The sequence below is a fragment of the Streptomyces sp. DT224 genome (genome assembly GCF_049844595.1).
In the GTDB taxonomy this organism is placed as follows: Bacteria; Actinomycetota; Actinomycetes; order Streptomycetales; family Streptomycetaceae; genus Streptomyces.
This window is the reverse complement of record NZ_JBNCLI010000008.1, coordinates 286,641-307,057: the sequence shown is the minus strand read 5'-3', so window position 1 is coordinate 307,057 and position 20,417 is coordinate 286,641. Positions and strand designations below refer to the sequence as shown.

16 protein-coding genes and 5 pseudogenes are annotated in these 20,417 nt (G+C 70.1%); 10 read left to right on the top strand and 11 right to left on the bottom strand.

Annotation, left to right across the window (positions count from 1 at the left end):
• Positions 1 to 15: 15 nt before the first annotated feature.
• The 4 genes and pseudogenes from ACLQ2N_RS21945 to ACLQ2N_RS21930 form a co-directional block, all read right to left on the bottom strand.
• Positions 16 to 420, bottom strand: coding sequence for a cupredoxin domain-containing protein (locus ACLQ2N_RS21945; RefSeq protein WP_425815554.1), 405 nt, complete (start codon positions 418 to 420; stop codon positions 16 to 18).
• Positions 421 to 459: 39 nt separating this feature from the next.
• Positions 460 to 1,095 (bottom strand): COG4315 family predicted lipoprotein, encoded by a 636-nt coding sequence (locus ACLQ2N_RS21940; RefSeq protein ID WP_425815552.1) that lies wholly within the window; start codon positions 1,093 to 1,095, stop codon positions 460 to 462.
• A 117-nt stretch (positions 1,096 to 1,212) separates the two neighbouring features.
• Positions 1,213 to 1,564: pseudogene (locus ACLQ2N_RS21935) on the bottom strand (MerR family transcriptional regulator); the annotation flags it as partial.
• A gap of 47 nt (positions 1,565 to 1,611) precedes the next feature.
• Positions 1,612 to 2,535, bottom strand: coding sequence for a hypothetical protein (locus ACLQ2N_RS21930; protein ID WP_425815550.1), 924 nt, complete (start codon positions 2,533 to 2,535; stop codon positions 1,612 to 1,614).
• Positions 2,536 to 2,674: 139 nt separating this feature from the next.
• Between ACLQ2N_RS21930 and ACLQ2N_RS21925 the strand changes: the two genes are divergently transcribed.
• The 4 genes and pseudogenes from ACLQ2N_RS21925 to ACLQ2N_RS21910 form a co-directional block, all read left to right on the top strand.
• Positions 2,675 to 3,256 carry a hypothetical protein gene (locus ACLQ2N_RS21925; RefSeq protein WP_425815548.1) on the top strand — a complete coding sequence of 194 codons (582 nt, stop codon included), beginning with the start codon at positions 2,675 to 2,677 and terminating at the stop codon, positions 3,254 to 3,256.
• 278 nt (positions 3,257 to 3,534) lie between these two features.
• Positions 3,535 to 4,149, top strand: a complete 615-nt coding sequence (locus ACLQ2N_RS21920) for an HAD family hydrolase (protein ID WP_425815546.1) — start codon at positions 3,535 to 3,537, stop codon at positions 4,147 to 4,149.
• 67 nt (positions 4,150 to 4,216) lie between these two features.
• Positions 4,217 to 4,366 (top strand): annotated as a pseudogene (locus ACLQ2N_RS21915) (NF041680 family putative transposase); the annotation flags it as partial.
• An 83-nt stretch (positions 4,367 to 4,449) separates the two neighbouring features.
• Positions 4,450 to 4,749 (top strand): annotated as a pseudogene (locus ACLQ2N_RS21910) (transposase); the annotation flags it as partial.
• 9 nt (positions 4,750 to 4,758) lie between these two features.
• Here ACLQ2N_RS21910 and ACLQ2N_RS21905 read toward each other — a convergent pair.
• The 3 genes from ACLQ2N_RS21905 to ACLQ2N_RS21895 all read right to left on the bottom strand — a co-directional run bounded on the left by ACLQ2N_RS21905 (position 4,759) and on the right by ACLQ2N_RS21895 (position 7,809).
• Positions 4,759 to 5,286: a GNAT family N-acetyltransferase gene (locus tag ACLQ2N_RS21905; protein ID WP_425815544.1), complete on the bottom strand. Its 528-nt coding sequence runs from the start codon at positions 5,284 to 5,286 to the stop codon at positions 4,759 to 4,761.
• 1,260 nt (positions 5,287 to 6,546) lie between these two features.
• Complete coding sequence (locus ACLQ2N_RS21900) at positions 6,547 to 7,521, bottom strand: hypothetical protein (RefSeq protein WP_425815542.1); 975 nt, start codon at positions 7,519 to 7,521, stop codon at positions 6,547 to 6,549.
• A 135-nt stretch (positions 7,522 to 7,656) separates the two neighbouring features.
• Positions 7,657 to 7,809, bottom strand: a complete 153-nt coding sequence (locus ACLQ2N_RS21895) for a hypothetical protein (RefSeq protein WP_425815540.1) — start codon at positions 7,807 to 7,809, stop codon at positions 7,657 to 7,659.
• 183 nt (positions 7,810 to 7,992) lie between these two features.
• Between ACLQ2N_RS21895 and ACLQ2N_RS21890 the strand changes: the two genes are divergently transcribed.
• The 4 genes and pseudogenes from ACLQ2N_RS21890 (at position 7,993) to ACLQ2N_RS21875 (ending at position 12,878) form a co-directional block, all read left to right on the top strand.
• Positions 7,993 to 8,733, top strand: a complete 741-nt coding sequence (locus ACLQ2N_RS21890; RefSeq protein ID WP_425815538.1) for a beta-phosphoglucomutase family hydrolase — start codon at positions 7,993 to 7,995, stop codon at positions 8,731 to 8,733.
• A complete protein-coding gene (locus ACLQ2N_RS21885; protein WP_425815536.1) occupies positions 8,730 to 11,108 on the top strand; it encodes a glycoside hydrolase family 65 protein in 2,379 nt (792 codons plus the stop codon). Before ACLQ2N_RS21890 ends, ACLQ2N_RS21885 begins: the two co-directional genes overlap by 4 nt.
• 183 nt (positions 11,109 to 11,291) lie before the next feature.
• A pseudogene (locus ACLQ2N_RS21880) lies at positions 11,292 to 11,414 on the top strand (esterase); the annotation flags it as partial.
• A gap of 369 nt (positions 11,415 to 11,783) precedes the next feature.
• A complete protein-coding gene (locus ACLQ2N_RS21875) occupies positions 11,784 to 12,878 on the top strand; it encodes a hypothetical protein (RefSeq protein ID WP_425815534.1) in 1,095 nt (364 codons plus the stop codon).
• Positions 12,879 to 13,213: 335 nt separating this feature from the next.
• On the opposite strand, the gene ACLQ2N_RS21870 is transcribed toward ACLQ2N_RS21875, so the two are convergent.
• A complete protein-coding gene (locus tag ACLQ2N_RS21870) occupies positions 13,214 to 13,705 on the bottom strand; it encodes a hypothetical protein (RefSeq protein ID WP_425815532.1) in 492 nt (163 codons plus the stop codon).
• 454 nt (positions 13,706 to 14,159) lie between these two features.
• Here ACLQ2N_RS21870 and ACLQ2N_RS21865 point away from each other — a divergent pair, with 454 nt between their 5' ends.
• Entirely contained in the window at positions 14,160 to 15,563 is a 1,404-nt protein-coding gene (locus ACLQ2N_RS21865) for a cytochrome P450 (protein WP_425815530.1), read from the top strand.
• Positions 15,564 to 15,848: 285 nt separating this feature from the next.
• Positions 15,849 to 16,010, top strand: a pseudogene (locus ACLQ2N_RS21860) (SDR family oxidoreductase); the annotation flags it as partial.
• Between the two features lie 197 nt (positions 16,011 to 16,207).
• Here ACLQ2N_RS21860 and ACLQ2N_RS21855 read toward each other — a convergent pair.
• The 3 genes from ACLQ2N_RS21855 to ACLQ2N_RS21845 form a co-directional block, all read right to left on the bottom strand.
• Positions 16,208 to 16,708 carry a metallophosphoesterase family protein gene (locus ACLQ2N_RS21855; protein WP_425815770.1) on the bottom strand — a complete coding sequence of 167 codons (501 nt, stop codon included), beginning with the start codon at positions 16,706 to 16,708 and terminating at the stop codon, positions 16,208 to 16,210.
• A gap of 777 nt (positions 16,709 to 17,485) precedes the next feature.
• Positions 17,486 to 18,907: an NADH-quinone oxidoreductase subunit N gene (locus ACLQ2N_RS21850; RefSeq protein ID WP_425815528.1), complete on the bottom strand. Its 1,422-nt coding sequence runs from the start codon at positions 18,905 to 18,907 to the stop codon at positions 17,486 to 17,488.
• Positions 18,904 to 20,412, bottom strand: coding sequence for a complex I subunit 4 family protein (locus tag ACLQ2N_RS21845; RefSeq protein ID WP_425815526.1), 1,509 nt, complete (start codon positions 20,410 to 20,412; stop codon positions 18,904 to 18,906). The genes ACLQ2N_RS21850 and ACLQ2N_RS21845 overlap by 4 nt, the downstream gene beginning before the upstream one ends.
• Positions 20,413 to 20,417: the final 5 nt, after the last annotated feature.

Below are 20,417 nucleotides of genomic sequence, written 5' to 3'. Positions count from 1 at the left end.
CGCGACGGCCGGGGCTCAGTTGACGGTGAGCGTGCCTTTCATGAACGGGTGGATCGTGCAGGTGTAGGGGAAATCGCCCGACCGCGCCGGGGCCGTGATGGTGGCACTCTTGCCGGGGGCGATGTCTTCGGTGTCGAAGAGGCTTCCCTTGGACGCGGTCAGAGTGTGCGCGGTGGTGTCGCTGTTGATGACGGTGACCTTCGCCCCGGGCCGGACGGTCAGAGAGGCCGGCCGGAACTTGAAGTCCTTGATCGTGATCTTTGTTCCGCCGATGTCCGTGGCCGGGCTGGTGGCCGATTCGGTCGGGCGGTCACCGCCGCCCCCTCCCCCGTTCGAGCACGCGGTTGAGGCCGCAAGGACGAGGGCACAGGCGGTGGCCACGATGAACCGGGCCGCGCCGGCAGGGAAGGAGCGGGGCATGGAGCCTCCGAGCGGTATGGGGGCCGGACCGGCCGCAGGTCAGTAGCCGCTGTCGTTCGTCCGGGGCCTGGTGGTGATCTTCTTGCCGTCGGGGCCGACGACGAACCACTTGGCGCCGAAGGCGTCGACGTCCTGCCCGTTGGTTTCGCCGGCTTTCTGGTCGTCGGCGAACCGGTACAGCGGGTGCCCGTTGTACGTCACCTGCTTGGCGCCGTCGTCCCGCTTGGTGGTCTTGAGCAGGTCCTTCTTCAGCCCGTTGCCGGCGGTCGGGGTCGACTCGGCGATGAACGGCGGCCACGCCTTGGCGCAGTCGCCCTTGCACTGCGACTTGCTCTTCGCGTCCTTCTCGAAGAGGTACAGCGTCCTGCCCTTCTGGTCGACCAGCATCTTGCCGTAGGTGCCGTCCTTGACGTCGACCGCGGGGTCGGCCGACGAGCTCGCCGCCGGCACCACGCCGGGATCGACCTTGTCCGCGGCGACATGGGTCTCCGCGTCACTGACGCCGGCTTCCCCGCGGTCCTCCGAACACCCGGTCGCCGCAGTGGCGATCAGCAGAGCGGAGGCAAACGTGGTGACAGTCCCGAAGTGCCGATTCATGAGGTTCTCCATGATCGTCTGCCGCTGCGTGAGCAGCACGCGGGCCGCCGAGCAGGGGCCGCTCGTTCCAGTGCACATCCGGCCGAACAAACCGACCAACCGACCGCGTCCGTTCGGAGTGCGCGGAGTGCGGCAGCGTCCACAGGTGTCCCCTACACCGTGCCCGGCCGGGCATCACGGGGCGCCGTCCGACATTTCCGCCGGGCTGGAGCCACGTTTGGCCACCGCTCAGCACCGCTCGCCTCAGTCGCAGCGTGCGGATCTGCACATCCAGGGCGTCGGCGTGTGCTGCGGCGACCTCGGGAACCGAGACTTCCCGGTCCAGTACCTGCCGGATGACGGCAAGCTCCAGTCCCAGGTCACGCAGAGTACGCACCAGATCCGGACGGGTGAGCGCGCCGTTGTCGTAGAGGCGGTAGCCGGCGGGGCTGCGGTCCGTCGGCGGCACGATCCCGGTGCCGGAGTAGAACCGGATGGTCTTGACCGTCAGCCCGGTCCGCCGGGCCAGGTCACCGATCGTGAAGAGCGCGTCGCCGTCTCCGTCCATGCCCACACTCTCATGCCTCCCCCTACGGGAGCTCAACGGTGCGGACGTTACAGCCAGCCCCGCGCCTTGGCCCGCAGCGCCGCCTGGAAGCGGTTGGCGGCGCCGAGCTGGGACATCAACGCGGCGACGTGGGCACGGTACTTGCGTACGGACATGCCCAGGGTCCGCGCGGCCGACTCGTCCTTGTCGTGCTCCGCCAGCGCCCACAAGACCTTCACCTCGGTCGCCGTCAGGTCATGCTCGTCCAGATCCGAGGCGCCGGCCCACAGCCGTTCGAACAGGTCGATCAGCACCGCGACCAGGCCCGGCTGGCGGATCATCAGCACATCGGTGTCCCGGCGGTCGGGGTGAAGACGGACGAAGGCCAACCGCCGGTCGAGGATGAGCAGGGGCAGAAAAGGCTCGGCCGTCACCCGGTGCAGATCACCGAGCTGGTGCAGATACCGGGCGTAGGCCAGCTGCTCCGGAACATCCCGGGTGGCCGTCTGCACGAGGGTGCGGCTCCTCATCCCGTCGGCGAGCAGCCTCCGATAGCGGCGCACCTGGGCCTCGGAGTGGTCCGCGCCGCGCGGGAGCGGCTTGGCGTTCATCGTCTCGACCCGGCCGCGCACGGCATCGATCCTCCGGCCGAGGTCGGCGAGGCCGATACGTTCGACGAGCTCGACAGGGCTGCCCCGGCGGGCCTCCTCGGCCAGGCTGCGCACCGCGTCGAAGGCGCTGTCCATGCTGGCCAGTTCCTGTGTGGTGCGCTCCACCCGGCGGCGGATCAGGAGGTCGACGGCGGCCGCGGGCGGCAGCGGGGCGAGCAGTTCGTCGATCAACCCCAGCTCTCGCAGGGCGTCGAGGGTCTCCTTGAGCCCGGGAAGGCCCAGCTCCGCCGACATCGAGTCCGGATCGGTGGCCGAAGTCCGCAACAGGTAGCGATAGACGCTTTCTTGCTGGGCGGTCAGCCCCAGGCTCTCCAGGCTCACCGGTCCCCCGTTCCGTGCAGCTTCCTGCACCACAGGTCTACAGGCGGTCCGGGTCCCGTGACGACCATCGACCGGCAAAGAATGGCGGCGCCGGGCCGGGAATTCGCCCGCGGCTCACCGAGAGGGAACCACCACCGTCATGGTCTATCTCCGCAGCTTCATCCCGTGGATCGCGCTCACCCTGCTCACCGGCGTCGTCGACGTCGGCTGGGCCGCGACCATCGCCCTGGCCCTGGCAGCCGGTCTGATCGTCGGCAGACGCCGCGCCGGCAGCGCCTGGGGTGCACTGGCCATCGAGTGCAGCGCCCTCGTCTTCCTGGCCGGCTACACCGCCGTGGCCTTCACCGCGCCCGACTCGGCCACCGTCGCCCACTACGGCGGACCGGCCTCCTCCCTCTGGCTCGCGGTGACCGCCTGGGCCTCACTGGCCCTCCGACGGCCCTTCACCCTCGGCATCGCCCGCGCCCAGGTACCCGAACAGCACTGGAACAGCCCGCTGTTCCGCCACGTCAACCGGGTCATCACGGCGGTCTGGGCGCTCGCCTTCACCGCCTCCGGCGCCGGCTCCGCGCTCCTGCACCACTACCGGCCGGAGGCCGACACGGCGCGCACGCTGCTGACGGTGGCCGCCTTCGCACTGCCGGCCCTCTTCACCGCCCGGTACCCGGACCTGGCCCGCGCCCGGCACACAGCCACACCCCGCGAAAAAGCCGCCCGGTGACGTACCCGACGACTGGCCGAGCGAATGCGCCGTTGTGCTCGTCGCCGCATCAGGCGCGTTGGCCTGGCTCCTGCGGATCAGAGGTGTGTAAGGGAGCGCTCGTGAGGGGCGCCCCTCCGCAGCACGGGCGGCCGGTCCGTGGCCGCCACTTCCTCGTCTGTTGCTTGGCCTCGGTCGGGGCGGTAGGACTCGGTGCCGGTCTCGAGAGAATCCGCCTCTTCGTGAACACCTGAGCCCTGCCCCGCTCTACGCAGAGGCGAACTGACAGGATCGGGGCCATGAGCGACTCGCCTTTCGATGCGGTCCTGTGCGACTTCGACGGCGTCCTGCGTCTTTGGGATCCGGACGGGATGACCGCGCTCGATCATGAACTGGGGCTGTCTGCAGGGGCTCTGGCGTCCGCAGCGTTCCGTCCGGGCCTTCTGGATGCGGCAGTCACCGGTCAGATCAGCGACGCCCAGTGGCGGGAGCGAGTCACGGACGACCTCACCGCTACCTGCGGGTCGGCTCGGGCTCAGGCCCTCGTCCACGCATGGTCCGCGCTCACGGGCCGGGTCGACACGGACGTCCTGGAGCTCCTGGCCGCGGTCCGTCGCCGCGTGCCAGTGGTCCTGGTCTCCAACGCCACCACACGGCTGGAAGACGACCTCGCCGCTCTGGGGCTGGCAGACGCCTTCGACGCGGTGATCAACACCGCCCGTATCGGAGTGGCCAAACCCGACCGCCGCGTCTTCGAGGCGGCTGCCCGCAGTGTGGCGGCCGACCTGCATAGGTGCCTGTTCATCGACGACACCCCCGCTCATGTGACAGCTGCCCGGGAGACCGGCCTGACCGGGCTCCACTACCAGCACGTCGACCAGCTGCGCAGCACCCTCGCACCATTGCTGGCGTGACCCGACGGCACGCCGCGACTCCGGCGCACCGGACGCACCAACATCGCCACGGTCTCCGCCACGCAGCCCTGCCCGCGTTCCCAAACCCCGCGGCACCGGCCCCGGACGATTACCCGGCGCAAAGAACAGACACCGGGCACCCCGCTACGACGTCGGTAAGACCGTCAAACGCCCCGAGACCCTCAAGGCCATCGGCAAGCCCGGAAGATCTTGGTAGATAAAGAACAAGCTAAGTGAACGTTTCAGAATGAGCTGCGCTGTGGGCCTTGGGTTCGGCGATCTTGGTGGGCGGGGTGCCCGGGCCTGCGGGGACGCCCTCGGCGCAAGCCTCGACGGTTGTACGCCGACCGGGGCTACGACTTCGACAAGTACCGCCGCCTGCTGCGGAAACGCGGCATCAAACCCACGATCGCCCGACGCGGGACAGCCCACGGCTCCGGACTGGGCAAGGACCGCTGGGTAGTCGAGCGCGCCTTCGCCCGGCTTCACCAGGTCAAACGGCTCCGCACTCACCACGAAGGGCGCCCTGACCTCCACCAGAGCCTGCTCGAAGTGGCCTGCAGCCTCATATGCCTCCGCCGCCTGAGGACCTCGAAGTGAAGCGGTCAGTCAGTCGCCCAGAACCCGCTCCCACAGCAGCCCGTCCCGCCAGTCCCCGTCGAGAAAGATCGAGGAGTGGGCGACACCGTACGGACTGAATCCGTTGCGGCGCAGCACCCGTTGCGAGGGCACATTCTCCAAATTGGTGGACGCCTCAGCGCGGTGCAGCCCGAGTTCATCCGTCATGACCTGGAGTACAAGCCCGACTGCACGCCCGGCGTGCCCTTGGTTCTGGGCAACGCCGGCGATCCAGTACCCGACGGAACCGCGGCGAAGGTGCGGCTGCGGCAGGATGCCTCCGACGGTGACCTGCCCGATCACCTGGTCGTCGGCCAGCACCACACCCGGCCAGACCGTGCCGGCCCGGAATCCGGCCAGCAGCCTGTCGATTCGCTCTGCCTGGCCCTCCGGGGTGAAGAATTCGTTTGGCTGGGCGGGTTCCCATGGCCGAAATGCCTCGAAGTCCCGCATCCTATGCGCGGCGATCGGGGCGGCGTCGCTGGGCTCTACCAGGCGGATTCTGGTGCTGTTGCGCATGTGCTGATCCCCATGGCGGTGTGTCGGGTGAGACCGGCCAGCCTATGCGAGCCGCAGGGGGACGAGCCGCACGCCCAGATCGGCGCCCTCATGGAGGAGGACTTCGCCCTCGCCCTGGTCCGCGCCCACTGCGCGCACTTCTGAACCACCGCCCGGCCCGCCTGGCATCCCGTGAACACAGGTGGCTCCCCACGCAGGCGGTCCCAGCCGTTGACGGCATCCGCTGACACCACCGGCCTCCTCATGTTGCACCGGCACAGAAAGCGGCGGCCTCTCCCCCGACCGCAAAGCCCGACGGCATCCCGCGCTTCCCCCGCCCGTACGAAGCCCGACGGCATCCCGCGCTCTCGCACCGCCCGAGCCGCACGCCATTCCGCCCCCGCGCTGGCCGCCGGCCGCCGCTTTGCCGGACGGGGTGCCGACGCGGGACGGGATGATAGCGGCGCACTCCGCCCCCGCCGAGGACCTTGGGCTCGGAGATATTGTCGAGCCAGAAGGAACCGCCGGCGACGGCGAGGACAATGACGAGGGCGCCTCCGAGGCTGACCAGCTTCACTGCCTCGGCGAAGCGCTCCACGGCCTTACCGGCCACACGATCAACCTCGGACCCCGGGGCGGCCGACGACGTTGCCCGATCGGGCGTGCATCGAAAGTGCTCGTTGTACGGGCGCCGTGGACAAACCTCACCGGTCCGCGTTCGTACCGGGCGGCCTCGAGCAAGGGACATCAGGATGTGACCAGGGGCGGCACCGCAGCAGCCCTCGGCGCTCACGCTCAGCCATCCAGCCCCGGGTGCCATGCTCGATGTGGTGTTCCAGGGCGGCATCAGCTGCCGCTGGCTGCGGCCGGCAGCCTTCGGCTCCTCGACGTCGCCACAGAGGACCGCGGCCGTGCCTGGACCGCGGCCATCGTACTGACCCGAGCTTCCCCGCCGCCCGGCTACCCGCCCCATCCTGGCCGACTGCTCTCCCGACCACCGATCGATGACGGCCCCCGCATTCACCCAGAACCTGGAGTTGCGGGAGGGTGCGGCGACCGCACGGTCGCGACACCGGGACAGGGTTGCATCCCCGATCCACAGCCGTTCGATATCCGCGACGGGCCGCAGCGGACGCGATCACGTCGTTGGTGCGGACGGTGAGGTGGAGCCAAGACGTGCCGCGGCGGCGGCGACCTGGGCGGACCGGAACCCGCTGGTAGCCGTCTACTGCCGCACCGACCTCGTGAACGTGAGGGTGGTGGATGAAGGCCCCTGGACCCTCACCATCGGTCGACCACGTGCACCTGCGCTGCGGTCAGGCCGTCGGGTCCGGTGGGCAAGGTATCGCGGGCATGGTTTCTGATGGTGATCAGCTCGTCGTCCCAGCGGGCGTCGAGCAGTTCGGCATCCGTCATGATCAGTTCGCCGGGGGGTTGTCCGATAGCGGCGAGGTGTCCCAGGTGACCCCAGGGCAGCCGTTCAACCTGCCAGCCCGGCCAGGTCTTGCGCATACGTGCCAGGCATCCCGGCGGGACGATGTCGGTGGTCCAGTAGCGCAAGCGACGTGTACGCACGTCGATGACCGCACCATGGGCCACAGCGCCCTCGGCGGCAAGGGGATAGGGCAGCTCCGCGGCCAGGGTGCGGGCCAAAAACTCCCCCTGGTGTGCGAGCAGCGGGGCGATGGTGTTGTTCAGTTGCCAGTGGGTGAGGGCCCCGTCGGCGTCGATGACGCTGACCAGGCACGTCGCGCCGGCAAGGGTGTCGGCTATCGACTCGTCGTGGCGGACCGTGATCGTACGGCCTTCCGGGTCCCAGCCGACGAACCAGTAGTCGCGCGAGGCCACGTACACCTCGACCGGGTAGTGCGCCACGGGTCCTGGCGGCAGTCCGGGGACGACGAGGCTGCGAAGCTCCTCGTCGCCACCCCAGGCATGAGCGACGTCCCAGCCCTCCCAGCCCGGCGATCCCGCCAGGTGCAGGGCCATGCTCTCCCGGTGCGCGGCGCCCGCGCGCGGCATGCCCAGGGCGCAGCTGTAAAAGCGGTAGCGACGCCTGGCCAGGTCAAGGGCGATGCCCTGGCAGGACCGCGCCGTCTTCGGATCCCCGACGACGGGTCGGCCCTCGCCCAGGACTCTCTCCACCAGAGATGCGCGGTCCTCGGCCCCGGTCAGGTGCCACCGGCCGTATTTCTCCTCCCACTCCCGCACGGAGCCGTCCTCCAGGCGTACGAGGTACGCAGACCAACAGCCCATCAGGCGACACTAGCAACCACCCGGGCTACTGCCCCCACCCGTCTATCGGCCCTCCCCACCCACGAGGGCCGGCAATGCCCCGCCGGTGGAGCGGGAGGGCCTGTCGGTCAAGCGGTGTGACGAGGGTGGTTGGGGTTACTGACGGGCTGCGGAGAGTCGGCCGTCGAAGGTGATGCCGAAGGCGTTCAGCGTGGGACCTCGCCACCGCATGGGTGCTGCTGCCTCCCGCTCCACGTCGCGTGGTGCGGCGGTGACCCGGCCCAGCAGTTCGTGCTGAGCGCCGCCCACGACCTGGTCAACCCGCGGGCCAACGATGCGTGGACGTAAAGGACGCGCAGACCGACGGCACCCGCCCTCCTCCGAGTGGAACAGGCGCGGAGTCCGCCGGCCGTTTCGAGTCCGGGGAGGTCGGCGACGCACCTCACAGCGTGTCATCCGGTCGGACCCGCTTCGGCGGGGAACTGTGGGGTCATGACGACACAGCTCGGACTTCCCGAAGGCATCCAGGCATGTCTCTTCGATCTCGACGGGGTGGTCACCAGGACGGCCGTGGTGCACGCCGCCGCCTGGAAGGCGACCTTCGACGCCTTCCTGCGCGAGCGTGACGGAGCGGACTTCCGCCCCTTCTCCGACTCCGACTACGACCAGTTCGTCGACGGCCGCCCCCGCGCCGACGGCGTCCGCTCCTTCCTCGCCTCCCGGGGCATCGAACTGCCCGAGGGCACCCCCGGGGACCCACCGGACACGCGGAGTGTCAACGGTGTCGGCAACCGCAAGAACGAGCTCCTTCTGGAAAAGATCCGTACCGACGGTGTGGAGCCGTACGAGGGCACGCTGCGCTACATCGACGCGGTCCGCGCCGCCGGGCTCTCCACCGCGATCGTCTCCTCCAGCGCCAACACCCGCGATGTGCTGCACTCCATCGCCGCCGAGCAGTTGTTCGACGTACGGATCGACGGCGTGGTGGCCCGAGAGCGGAAACTGCCGGGCAAACCGCACCCCGACACCTTCCTGGCCGCCGCCCGGGACCTCGGCGTCGAGCCGTCCCGGGCAGCCGTCTTCGAAGACGCGCTGGCCGGCATGGACGCGGGCAGGTCCGGGCACTTCGGCTTCGTCGTCGGCGTCGACCGCGTCGGGCAGACCGACGCCCTGTACGCCCACGGCGCCGACCGTGTCGTCAAGGACCTCGCCGAACTCGGAGGCAACACGTGATCACCAACCGGACGTACACCGTGGAGCCCTGGCGCGTGCGCGAGACGGCTCTGGACCTCGGTCTCCTGGCGCAGAGCGAATCCGTCTTCGCCCTGTCCAACGGGCATGTCGGCTGGCGCGGCAACCTCGACGAGGGCGAACCGCACGGCCTGCCCGGCAGTTACCTCAACGGCGTGTACGAACTGCATCCGCTGCCCTACGCCGAGGCGGGCTACGGCTACCCGGAGTCGGGCCAGACGGTCATCAACGTCACCAACGGCAAGCTGCTGCGGCTGCTGGTGGACGACGAGCCCTTCGACCTGCGCTACGGGCGGCTCGGCAAGCACGAACGCACCCTGGACTTCCGGCGCGGTGTGCTGGAGCGGAGCTGCGAGTGGACCTCTCCGGCGGGTACGACCGTCCGGGTGCGTTCCACCCGCCTCGTCTCCCTCACCCAGCGCGCCATCGCCGCCGTGCAGTACGAGGTGGAGCCCGTCGACAGCCGGACCAGGGTGGTCATCCAGTCGGAGCTGGTCACCAACGAGAGTCTGCCCTCGTCGGACGGTGACCCTCGGACGGCCAAGGCGTTGCAGTCCCCACTGGAGCCGGAGGAGGACCAGGCCGTCGGGTCGCGACTGCGACTGGTCCACCGCACCCGGCGCAGCGGCCTCAGGGTCGCCGTGGCCGCCGACCACGTCGTGGACGCCCCCGGGGAGATCACCACCAGCAGCGAGAGCAACCCGGATGTCGCCCGCCTGACCATCACCTCCGTCCTGGACCCGGGACAGCGGCTGCGGGTGCAGAAGACCGTCGCCCACGGCTGGTCGGGGGCCCGTTCCCGGCCCGCGATGAGCGATCAGGTCGAGGCCGCACTGGCTGCCGCCGCTCACGGCGGCTGGGACGAACTGGTGGCCCAGCAGCGGGCCTACCTCGATGACTTCTGGGCCCGTGCCGACGTCGAGGTGCACGGCGACGAGGAGATCCAGCAGGCCGTCCGCTTCGCCCTCTTCCATGTGCTCCAGGCCGGTGCCCGCGCCGAACAGCGGGCGATCCCGGCCAAAGGGCTGACCGGTTCCGGGTACGACGGCCACGCCTTCTGGGACACCGAGATGTTCGTGCTGCCCCTCCTCTCCTACACCGAGCCCAAGGCGGTCGCCGAGGCGCTGCGCTGGCGGCAGGCCACCCTGCCCGCCGCCCGGGACCGGGCCACCCAGCTCGGACTGCGCGGCGCCGCGTTCCCTTGGCGAACCATCGACGGTTCGGAGGGCTCCGCCTACTGGCCGGCCGGCACCGCCGCCTTCCACGTGGCCGCCGACATCGCGCACGCCGCGGTGCGCCACACGGCGGTGACCGGCGACACGGCCTTCGAACGCGAGACCGCCCTGGAACTCCTGGTGGAAACAGCGCGGTTGTGGCGCTCCCTGGGCCATCACGACCCTCACGGTGTGTTCCACATCGACGGCATCACGGGTCCGGACGAGTACAGCGCCGTCGTGGACGACAACACGTACACCAACCTCATGGCCCGCTCCAATCTGATCGCCGCGGCCGATGTGTGCGAGCGCCACCCGGAGGAGGCGGCCCGGCTGGGTGTGGACGAGGAGGAGAGCGCCGCCTGGAGGGACGCCGCCGAGGCGGTGCACATCCCGTACAACAAGGAGATCGGCGTGCACGAGCAGCACGCCGGCTTCACCCACCACCAGCGCTGGGATTTCGCGAACACCCGCGCCGACCAGTACCCGCTGATGCTGCACTTCCCCTACTTCGACATCTACCGCAAGCAGGTGATCAAGCAGTCCGACCTCGTGCTGGCCATGTACACCTGCGGCAGCTGGTTCGAATCCCACTGCGACGACGACCAACTGGCCGCGAACTTCGCCTACTACGAGCCGCTGACCGTACGGGACTCCTCCCTGTCGGCGTGCTGCCAGGCCGTCGTCGCCGCCCGGACCGGGCATCTGCGGCTGGCCTACGACTACACCGCCGAGGCCGCGCTGATGGACCTGGCCGACCTGGAGCACAACACTCGCGACGGACTGCACATCGCCTCGCTGGCCGGTACGTGGATGGCGCTGGTCGCCGGATTCGGCGGCACCCGAAGGGACGGCGACAGCCTGCGCTTCACGCCCCGGCTGCCCGAGAAGTTCAGCCGCCTGGCCTTCCGGCTCCAGTTCCGCGGCCGGTGCCTCCAGGTGGAGATCAGTCCGGACAAGGCGACGTACTCGCTGCTGCTCGGCGATCCCCTGACCATCCACCACCACGGCACGCAGGCGCACGTGAACGGTGAGGGGCCCGTCACCCTCGCGATCTCGCCGCCGAAGCGGAGGCCCACGCCCGAGCAGCCATTGCACCGCCGTCCGGGCGCCACCGACCGGCCGGGCCCCGAGCAGAGGTGAGACGGGGCCACCGGTCGGGCTCACCGGACAGCCGCCCGGGCGGCCCCGGGCCGGCGAGGTGCATGAGGCATCGCGAGTTCCTCGCCCCAGGAACCCCGGCGGATGGCGCCGTGCCGTACATCTCGTGGCTCGAGATCATGTGTTCCGGGCCGGGGCGACGCCTCGGCGCACCTCGTCGCCCGCGCCGTCCGCGTCGCCGGCATGGTCCACGACTTCCTGCTCCTCGACAGCCTCCGCGACACCCGCGCCGCCAAGGTCGCCCGCAAGCTCGCCGTCGACTTCCTCGCCGACGCGCTCAAGGACTGACAACGCGTCCCCGCCCGTGGACACCGAGCGCTTGGAGCGCATTGAGCCCTCCGGCGAGGAGGACCGCCCAGGGCTCGGGGGATACGGCTCGGCGGGGTGAAGCCCCGGATCCGCCGGTGGGCGGTTCTGGGGTCGGGTGTACTCGTGGATACCCTCGGCGCCGTGGCGGGTATTCCGCACTCTGATCCTGCGCCGGGCGGTTGCGGAAGCTCCCTCGATGTACGCGAGGAGTGCGAGGGAGGGCCGTTCGGGCCTGCGCGGGCACGGGGCGCTGCCCCTGATCTTCCCCGAGCGGCCTTTCCGCTCGCGCTGCCGGGTCCGAACCTTGACGGTGAGGGCCGCCCGGAGGCGGCCGGGAATGTGGGTGACGTGATGCACGCGAAGCTGCCGGAGCACTGTCCGCTCCCCGAACGGGCGGCAGTGGTGAGCAGGCGGCCCTCTGCTCCTGGTCCCCGGCTGGCCGCCCTGCAGCGCAGCTTCGGCAACGCGGCGGTCACCCGTGCGCTGGCCGGCGCCCCCGTACAGCGTTACACCGAGCCGGACGCGGAGCAGGACACCGTGTCGTACGACCGGATCTCGCAGAACGGGAGGATCGCGATCTCCGGCCGTCAGGATGCCTTCGCGGAAGCCGGATTGATCGCATCGGCGAACGCAGCGTTGGCCGCCTCGGAGCAGGTCCGCATCCGCCTCGAAGCGGGCCGCGAGGTGGTGATCGGCGGCCGGGTGCTGCACCGGGTGCTGCCTGTCTTCGCGTCGAGGGAGGCCGCCGAAGCAGCACAGACGAACAGCGAACACGAGCCCATAGCGGGTGAGAGCGCGCAGGACAGGGCGACGAAGCTCGACTCCTACCGGCAGAGCGTGGTTCAGCCGCCCGCCGCACTCGGACTGCTCCTCCAGGACATCGCCAGGCTGGCGGGCGGGGGCCGCCCCAGCGACCGGAGCGTCAACAGCGTGCACCAACGGCTGCTCGCACTCGCGATGGAAACCCAGGGAGCAACGTGGGCCTCCGACAACGTGCCGCTGAACCCTCTGCTCGACCCGGCCGATTACCTCAGGACGGCGGGGCGGCTCATCGGCGTGATCGTCATGGAGTACGCCCCCTCCCGGGAGCCGGAGCGTGTGATGCAGGACCTCCTCATCACGATGCCCAACGACTGCCAAGCCGCCGCGCAGAGGCTGCTCGGCACCAGGATGGGCGAGCTGCAACAAGCACGGGCCGAACCCGCGGTCGGCCAGAACCACTACGTGAACCTCAGCGACACGTCCGGTCGATGGAACAACCATTTCGGCGCGGTGATCATGCGGGACGGCGACGACACCCTCACCTTCGAGGCGGCGGCGGACAGCACCAGCCGTATCGGCGAAGGGAAGTCCCTCGGATACTTCGCGTTGTACGGGAAACACGGCACCTCGCAGTCCTTCGACGCAGACCTGCGCCGGCAGAACGCGGCGGCGAACGGCTGAACAGCCCTCACTTGCGAAGCGCGTCGGCCGGCACCACCGCGGGGGCTGCTGCCCGAATTGCCGGAGGCCGGGATGGTCCGAAAGCCAGGCGAAGAGGGACGAAGACCCAAGCTGGTCCCCGGCGCTCGTACCGGCCGGCCATCGGGCGCTTTTCGCCCGGCACGACGCGTTCTGGAACGGCCGTGCCGGCACTGCTCCCGTACCCATCCGAGCCGTGCATGGTCAACCTCCGTCGGAAACGTCGGAGGGGCTCGCGACTCGGCCTGGGCGGGGCACCGGAGCGGGCCACCATCGCGCGGCGCAGGTGCTCGGATGCCAAGGCCGCGCGTGCCGGCCTACTCGGCATCGCGCCTGCGGCTCCGGTCCCGCTCTTCCAGCCGCCTGATGCGCCAGGCAGGGAGCGGGTGGCGGGCCTCCGTGACGATGAAGTGCGCCATGTCGACCAGCATGCGTCGAACAACTGAGACAGGAACGACCAGATCGTCCCATTGGCCGTAGTGGGCGTGAAGGCGAATCCGATCGTCGGAGACGCGCTCCATGACGTAGCTTTCCACGCCCAGCAGCAGCTCGTCACCGGCCTCGATCTTGAGCCATTGCAGAAGCACGGACGAAACTGCCCAGTCAGACCCGCACTGGTCAACGAACTCCTCAGCCGCCCATCGCAAAGCCTGTGGCGTGCCCTCGGGGGCCCTGATCAAAGTCCTGCCGAGGGCGGGAGGGACCTGTCGCATCGAGCCGTCCTCGCTCGCGTCAGCGGCGGGGATCTCCTCCAGACCGAAGACCCAGGTGCCTTCGGAGGAACGGGCAGCGTTGTTCAGGTGGCTCATCCGTACGACGATGCCACGCCCGTCGCGGCGCGCAGCCCACGAGGTTCCCGAAGCGCCCCGCTCGTGATCGTCCTGGACAAGGAGACGAAGACCCGCTCACAACCCACGCCACCTACGGCGAGTGATGAACGGCACCCGTGCCGGACGCGACGTCCTGCTCAGCGAGCTCGTTCGAGGGCCGCGCCCGATGTCCCAGGGCATGGAATGGTTCGACAGCCCCGGGCGGGAGGAGAGCGGTCCGGGGTGGTGCCGTTCCGCGCCATCACTGCGTCCCGCGCTGTCGCCGGGGACGCGCAGGAGGCATTCCGCTGCAGAGCGGCCGTCGTCGCCGACGAAGGTTCCACGACGGACAGAGCCGGCCCCTACGTGACCACTCCCGCTGTTGATCGTTGCGCATCCGTACTGGCGGCCAGAACCGCAAAGGCCGACGAATGCGAACAGGACAGCGAAGCTGATGCGTGTGAACAGGACTGCCTGCCCCGGACAATCGCCCATGCCGCCCGGCCCGGGAGCACTCACGCGCTCCCGGGCCCTGCGGTTCTGGCTGGACCCGGCCAACCTCGCGGCCCGCCTCGATCAGGCGGGCCCGGTCGTCCGGACCAGGACAGGCCCGGCGACCGCCTTCCAGGTCAACGACCCATCGCTGCTGCGCAAGGTCGGCAGTGACGAAGACACCTTCCGGTTCTGGGGCCCGGACCCGAGCCTGCGCGACTTCAACGGGAACGGAGTGGTCGGCCTCGAGGGGGACGCCCACCGGGAGCGGCGCGCCGTGATGAGGCCCGCGTTCGCCGCGTCCCGGCTCATCACTCTCGGGCCCAGCGTCCAAACGTGTACCCGGCGACTTCTGGCCGACCTGCCCTCGGACCGGCCTCTCGACATCCGGATGGAGATGAGCAGACTCGCCTGCGGCCTCCTCGTCAGCTGCATTTTCAACAGCGAGCTCGAACCCGAGACGCTGTCGAGGATCGCGGCCGCCCGCTCCACCCTGTCCGGCGGCACCTTCTGGCGCTACGCGCTCTCACCCTGGCCCTGGGTGCCCGTGCCTCGGCGTCGCGCCTGCCGCCGCGCGCTGGCCGAACTGGACGAGGCCGTCCGCCAGGTGCAGGCCGGCCACCGGCCCGACCCGGACGGTCAGGACCTGGTGTCCCTGCTCAGTGCCGCCGCTCCCGGGAACCCCCACGCGGTGCAGCGCGATATTCGTGCTCTGCTGATCGCCGGGATGGAGACCAGCGCCTCCACTCTGGCCTGGGCCTGCTACGAACTGGGCCGCCACCCGCACTACCAGCAAGCGCTCCGGGACGAAGCCGACACCGCGCCCGATGCGAGTCGCCTGCAAGCACACCAGCTCCCGCTCGCGACCGCCTTCATCCAAGAGGTCATCCGTCTCCACGGCATCCCGTTCCTGGTCCGCCGCACCCGCTATCAGACCAGCCAGGGCGGTGTACGAATGCCTGCCGGAGCCGTGGTGACCCTGCCTCTGGGGGCCCTGCGCCGCGACCGGAGCCGCTATCCCGACCCGGACGTGTTCGACCCACAGCGCTGGCTCCCCCACGCCGAGCCGCCCCCCGTCCCGGCAGCGCTGCTCGCCTACGGCCTGGGGCCCCGGTACTGCCCCGGCGCAGCCGCTGCCGACGCCATGCTGCCCGTCGCCCTGGCGACCCTGGCCGGCTCGCGCACCCTGCGTCCGGCGCGGTCGGGCCGCAAGATCGGCATGAGCCTGGAGCTGACACCGACGCCCAAGGGCCTGACCATGTACGCCACACCATGCGAACCTCGACTCGCCGGCACCGGGCCGGCACCCGGCACAAACGTCGATTCCGGCTCAGGGGCGGCTTCCACCGAAAGTGGGCACCCCTGACCCTCGCCCTCCTGCGCCCCACCGCGTGTGACTGCGACCAGTCAGGCGGGGGGCCGGCTACGACGGCAGCGTGGGTCTCACCGATGGGTTCGTCAGTTGATCGGACTGGCCTACCCGGTTAGTGATCACAGATGCGATGGGGGGCCGGATCGAGCTCGGAGGTCCGGCCATGGCAGAACAGGAAAAGCGGCAGCGGGCGACCGTGGTCACCGGCGGGGGCCGGGGTATCGGCGCGGCGATCTGCCTGCGGCCGGCGGCCGAGGGACACGACGTCGCCGTCGGGCTGACTTCCACACCGACCCGCAGCGGCTCGCCGAGATCGCGCCGCTCGTCCCGATGGGCCGCGCCGGCCGGCCAAAGGAGATCACCGGAGCGGTCGCCTGGCTGCTCTCGGACGACGCCTCCTACGCCACCGGCACGGTGATGAGGATCGCCGGCGGCAGGTGAGCACAGCTCCGCCACCTCGGGGCGTCATCCGTTGCTGAGTGCCAGCCTGACACCGAAGACGCCGATGACAGTGCCGGTGATCCGGGTCGCCTGCGGGACCCCTGCAACCGTCATGGCTGTGTGATGCGCGTGCTCGCCGGCCTCGACATGAGCACCCGGGCTCCCCGGACCGGTGGCGCGGCAGGCGTCGCCGCCGCTCAGCGTCTGGGTAGGCGGTGCAGGGTGACCTCGGTGAGCGTGCGGTCCGTCACGGTGCACGTCATGTAGGTGCAGTACGGCTGCTGTCGGCGATCCGTCGGCGATCCGGGATTCAGCAGGCGCAGCCCACCCGGAGCCTCGGTGTCCCAGGGGATGTGGCTGTGGCCGAAGACCAGGACGTCCAAGTCCGGGTAGAGCGCGGCGCAGCGCGCCTCCCGCCCTGGGGCCGCCCCTGTCTCGTGGACGACGCCGAAACGCACGCCTCCCAGCCGGACGCGGGCCACCTCCGGCAGCCTGGCCCGCAGTTCCGGACCGTCGTTGTTTCCGTACACGCCGACCAGGCGCCGAGCGCGGTGCTCCAGCAATTCGAGGGTAGCGACGTCGACCCAGTCCCCCGCATGGACGACGACGTCCGCACGGTGCACATCGTCCAGCAGTTCATCGGGAAGGTGCCTGGCACGCCGGGGCACATGGGTGTCCGAGACGAGCACCAGCCGCAAGGGAGGGTGCACGGGTGTCGCGGTTGTGTCGTCGTCCATCTGCCAGCCATTTCTTCGGGTACGCCTCTCGGCAGCCGAGGGAGTGCCGGTTCGGTGCGTTCTTCCTGCTCATGACCACGAGGCGTCACCCTCACGCACGCGGCCCGGGGAGGCTTCTCCGCGCTGCTGCGGAAGAACGTTTTCGACCGCCGTGTCCGGGCCCCTCGCCAGGAACTGAAAATCGCGATCGTCACCGGGATCGAACACATTCCACCGAGGTCGGTGTCAGAAACGCCTCGCCCGACTGGCCCCGTCGAGAACGAGTTCATCATGATCCCGCCCGCAGCCTGGCCGCAGGCACCCCACTGGTGCCGTTATCCGAGACGGCGTTTCCGCCCTCGTGCACCCTTAAGACCTGTCCGGCGCTCCTCACAACCCATGCCCTTCACAAGATCCACTCGCCAGGAGTGAGCACAGCCGGGCGACAAAGGACAGAACGCAGGATGAACGTCTGTGCGCCCCCCTCGCAGGGCTTCCCGCGACCCCCGCCATTCCTTCCCGATCGGGTGACCAGGCTGCGGGCTGCTACACGCACACGCCAGGGGCATCCGGGCCGGCGTCAGACCGCTCCGTCGCCGCCGCGTCCGAGACGCCAAGCCTGCCGGTGAGACGGTTGTCGCTCGTGGGGACTGTGAGGGGTTCGACGCCGATGAGGCGAGGCTCACTCCGGTGCGTGTCCCTCGGCCGGGTCCGTTTGCCGGCCGCATTTCGTCTGGGGCCCACGGCTCAGACGCCTGGTCAGCGGGCGAGCGGACCGGACAGCGCGTCCAGGAAGGTGCCGCCCAGCAGGCCGAGCAGGACGGAACCCGTGGCCGCTCCGTAGGCGATCGCGGCGGCGGTCCTTGATGTTGTCTGCGAGACGCCGGCAGGCTCGCGTGCCAGGAACGCGGGGGCGATCCAGCGCAGGTAATAGAAGAGGGACGCCACCGTGTTGACCGCGGCGACGACGGCGAGCCATGCGTAGCCTCCGTCGATGGCCGCGGTGAACACTTCCAGTTTGCCGAGGAAGACGGCGGTGGGGGGCGTGCCCACCAGGCCCAGCAGGCAGACGACGAGGCAGGCCAGCAGGGCCGGATGCGCCCGGGCCGAGCCCCGGTAGTCGTCGATGGTGCGGGCCTGGCCGAGTGCGCAGACGACGGCGAAGGCCCCGAGATTGGTCAGTGCGAACCCGGCCAGGTAGTACAGCAGTGCCTGCTGGTCGAGGCCGGTGCGTCCGGCGACGGCCACCGGGAGCATGAGATAGCCGACCTGGCTGATGGTGGAGTAGGCGAGGAGCCGTTTGACGTCCTGCTGGAAGAAGGCCGCCAGGTTGCCCAGAGTCATCGATGCCATGGAGAGCACCGCCACCAGGTCGGCCCAGGGCAGGCCGGCGTCCCTGAGGGGCACGGCGGCGAGCCGGTAGAACGCCGCCAGGGCGCCGGTCTTCGGAATAGTGGTGAGGAACGCGGCGACCGGCGCCGAGCTGCCCTGGATCGTGTCCGGAACCCAGAAGTGGCCGGGCACGCCCCCGGCTTTGAAGAGGACTCCGGCGAGCAGGGCGAGCGTGCCGGCCGCCACCGGTCCGGACGGCGCCTGGGCGAGTTCGGTGCGCAGCGTGACGTACGACGTGGTGCGCCCGGCGGCCAGCAGGATGGTGATGCCGGTGAGCATGAGTACGCCGAAGAGTGCGCCCACGACGTAGAACTTCAGGGCGGCCTCGGTGCCCGGGCCGTCCTTGCGGAAACCGGCGAGCGCGTAGGCCGGCACGCTGGCCAGCACATAGCCGGAGGCGAGCAGGAGCAGATCCTGGGCTCCCGCCAGCATCAGGGCGCCGGCGGCTGCGAGCTGGAGCAGGACGTAGAACTCGGTCTCGCGCGGGTCGCCGTGCAGGCGTGGCATGGCGAGCGCGAGGACCAGCAGGGTGGCCCCGAGGATGACGATCGTGCTGGTCGCCGTAAGGGTGTCGAGCGCGAAGGACTGGCCGAAGGCCGTCTTCACGGGGTTGCCGGCGGCGAGGGCGGCGGCCACGGTCCCTCCGGCGCAGGCCGAGCTCGCCAGGACTCCGGTCAGCCACTGGCGGTGGCGCGGCAGCCAAGCACCGAGCAGCAGACCGAGCACGGCGGAGCCGGCGAGGAGCACCTCGGGCAGGAGGTCGAGGGGGTTCTCGTTCATCCCGGTCATCGCGCGAGCAGCTCCAGCACGGTACGCGAGGCGGGTTCGATGACGTCCAGGACGAATCGGGGAGCAAGGCCGAGAAGGAGGGCCAGGATGAGCAGCGGAACGACCGCGAGCCCCTCATGGAGGCGGATGTCGGGGAACGGCCGGGCGGCGCCCGGCGCGGCGAGCGGCAACCGCAGCGGCCCGAGGAAGATCTGTTGCAGGGCGCGCAGGAACAGACCCGCGGTGAGCAGGATGCCGAGCACCGCCAGTCCGGTGGCCACCGGCTGCGGGCCGAGGCTGCCGGTGAGCACCTGGAACTCGGCGATGAAGCCGGAGAAGCCGGGCAGCCCGAGGGAGGCGAAGGCGGCGACACCGGTCAGCGCGGCGAAGACCGGCGCCCGCCCCGCGACCCCGGAGTAGGCGGACATCTCATACGTACGGCCGCGCTCGTACAGCACGCCGGACAGCAGGAACAGCGCCCCGGTCAGAAGCCCGTGGCTGACCATCTGGAAGACCGCTCCGGTGACGGCCAGGTGGCGGGCCTCCTCCTGGCCGGTGCCGACGGCACCGGCCGCGCCGATCGCCAGGACGATGTATCCCATGTGGTTGACGGAGGTGTACGCCACCATCCGTTTGAAGTCGCTCTGCGCCAGGGCGACCAGCGCGCCGTACAGCACGGAGACCACACCGATGGTGACGAAGACGGCGGCGTACTCGCGCCAGGCGCCAGGCAGGATGGGCATGGCGATGCGCAGGAAACCGTACGTGCCCATCTTCAGCAGCACCCCGGCGAGGATCGCCGATCCGGTGGCCGGGGCATCGGTGTGCGCGGGCGGCAGCCAGGTGTGGAAGGGCACCGCAGGGGTCTTGACCGCCAGTCCGACGCCGATGGCGAGGAGGACGAGGGCGCCGTACGTGGCACGGCCGGCCAGCGGGTCGGCGGTGGTCAGTTCCATGATGTCGAAGGTGTGGGGGTCGGCTGCCAGGTACAGGCCGATGAAACCGAGCAGCAGGGCGAGGGAGCCGAGGAAGGTGTAGAGGAAGAATTTCAGGGCGGCGCGGGCGGCGTCCTTGTGTCCCCAGCCGGCGATGACGAAGTACATCGCGACGATGGACAGGTCGAAGAACACGAAGAACAGGATCAGGTCGAGGGCGACGAAAAGACCCAGGCAGGTGGTTTGCAGGAAGAGGAACAGGGCCGCGAACTCCCGAACCCGCCGGGTCGAGCGCCAGGAGTACAGGGCGCACGCCAGGAACAGCACACAGGTGACGGCCACCATCGGCAGGGACAGGCCGTCGACTCCGATGTGGTAGCTGATGCCGGCGCTGGGGATCCAGCGTGCCCGCGTCTCGTACCGCATGCCCGCTCCGGGCTCGTAGCCCGTCCAGACGGTCACCGTCAGGGCCAGTTCGGCGGCGGTGGTGGCCGCCCAGGCCGTCAGGAAGAGGCGTTGGGGCGCCCTGCTCGGCACGCACAGCAGGGCGGCCGCCATGACGGCCGGGAGCAGAACGATGGCCGTGAGCACGACGG

Excerpts from the sequence above, each read along its gene's own strand:
- ACLQ2N_RS21940 (WP_425815552.1), bottom strand. The coding sequence starts at position 1,095 with ATGTGCACTGGAACGAGCGGCCCCTGCTCGGCGGCCCGCGTGCTGCTC.
- ACLQ2N_RS21865 (WP_425815530.1), top strand. The coding sequence starts at position 14,160 with ATGCGTGTGAACAGGACTGCCTGCCCCGGACAATCGCCCATGCCGCCC.
- ACLQ2N_RS21900 (WP_425815542.1), bottom strand. The coding sequence starts at position 7,521 with ATGGGCTGTTGGTCTGCGTACCTCGTACGCCTGGAGGACGGCTCCGTG.
- ACLQ2N_RS21945 (WP_425815554.1), bottom strand. The coding sequence starts at position 420 with ATGCCCCGCTCCTTCCCTGCCGGCGCGGCCCGGTTCATCGTGGCCACC.
- ACLQ2N_RS21890 (WP_425815538.1), top strand. The coding sequence starts at position 7,993 with ATGACGACACAGCTCGGACTTCCCGAAGGCATCCAGGCATGTCTCTTC.
- ACLQ2N_RS21905 (WP_425815544.1), bottom strand. The coding sequence starts at position 5,286 with ATGCGCAACAGCACCAGAATCCGCCTGGTAGAGCCCAGCGACGCCGCC.
- ACLQ2N_RS21920 (WP_425815546.1), top strand. The coding sequence starts at position 3,535 with ATGAGCGACTCGCCTTTCGATGCGGTCCTGTGCGACTTCGACGGCGTC.
- ACLQ2N_RS21850 (WP_425815528.1), bottom strand. The coding sequence starts at position 18,907 with ATGACCGGGATGAACGAGAACCCCCTCGACCTCCTGCCCGAGGTGCTC.
- ACLQ2N_RS21870 (WP_425815532.1), bottom strand. The coding sequence starts at position 13,705 with ATGAGCCACCTGAACAACGCTGCCCGTTCCTCCGAAGGCACCTGGGTC.
- ACLQ2N_RS21925 (WP_425815548.1), top strand. The coding sequence starts at position 2,675 with ATGGTCTATCTCCGCAGCTTCATCCCGTGGATCGCGCTCACCCTGCTC.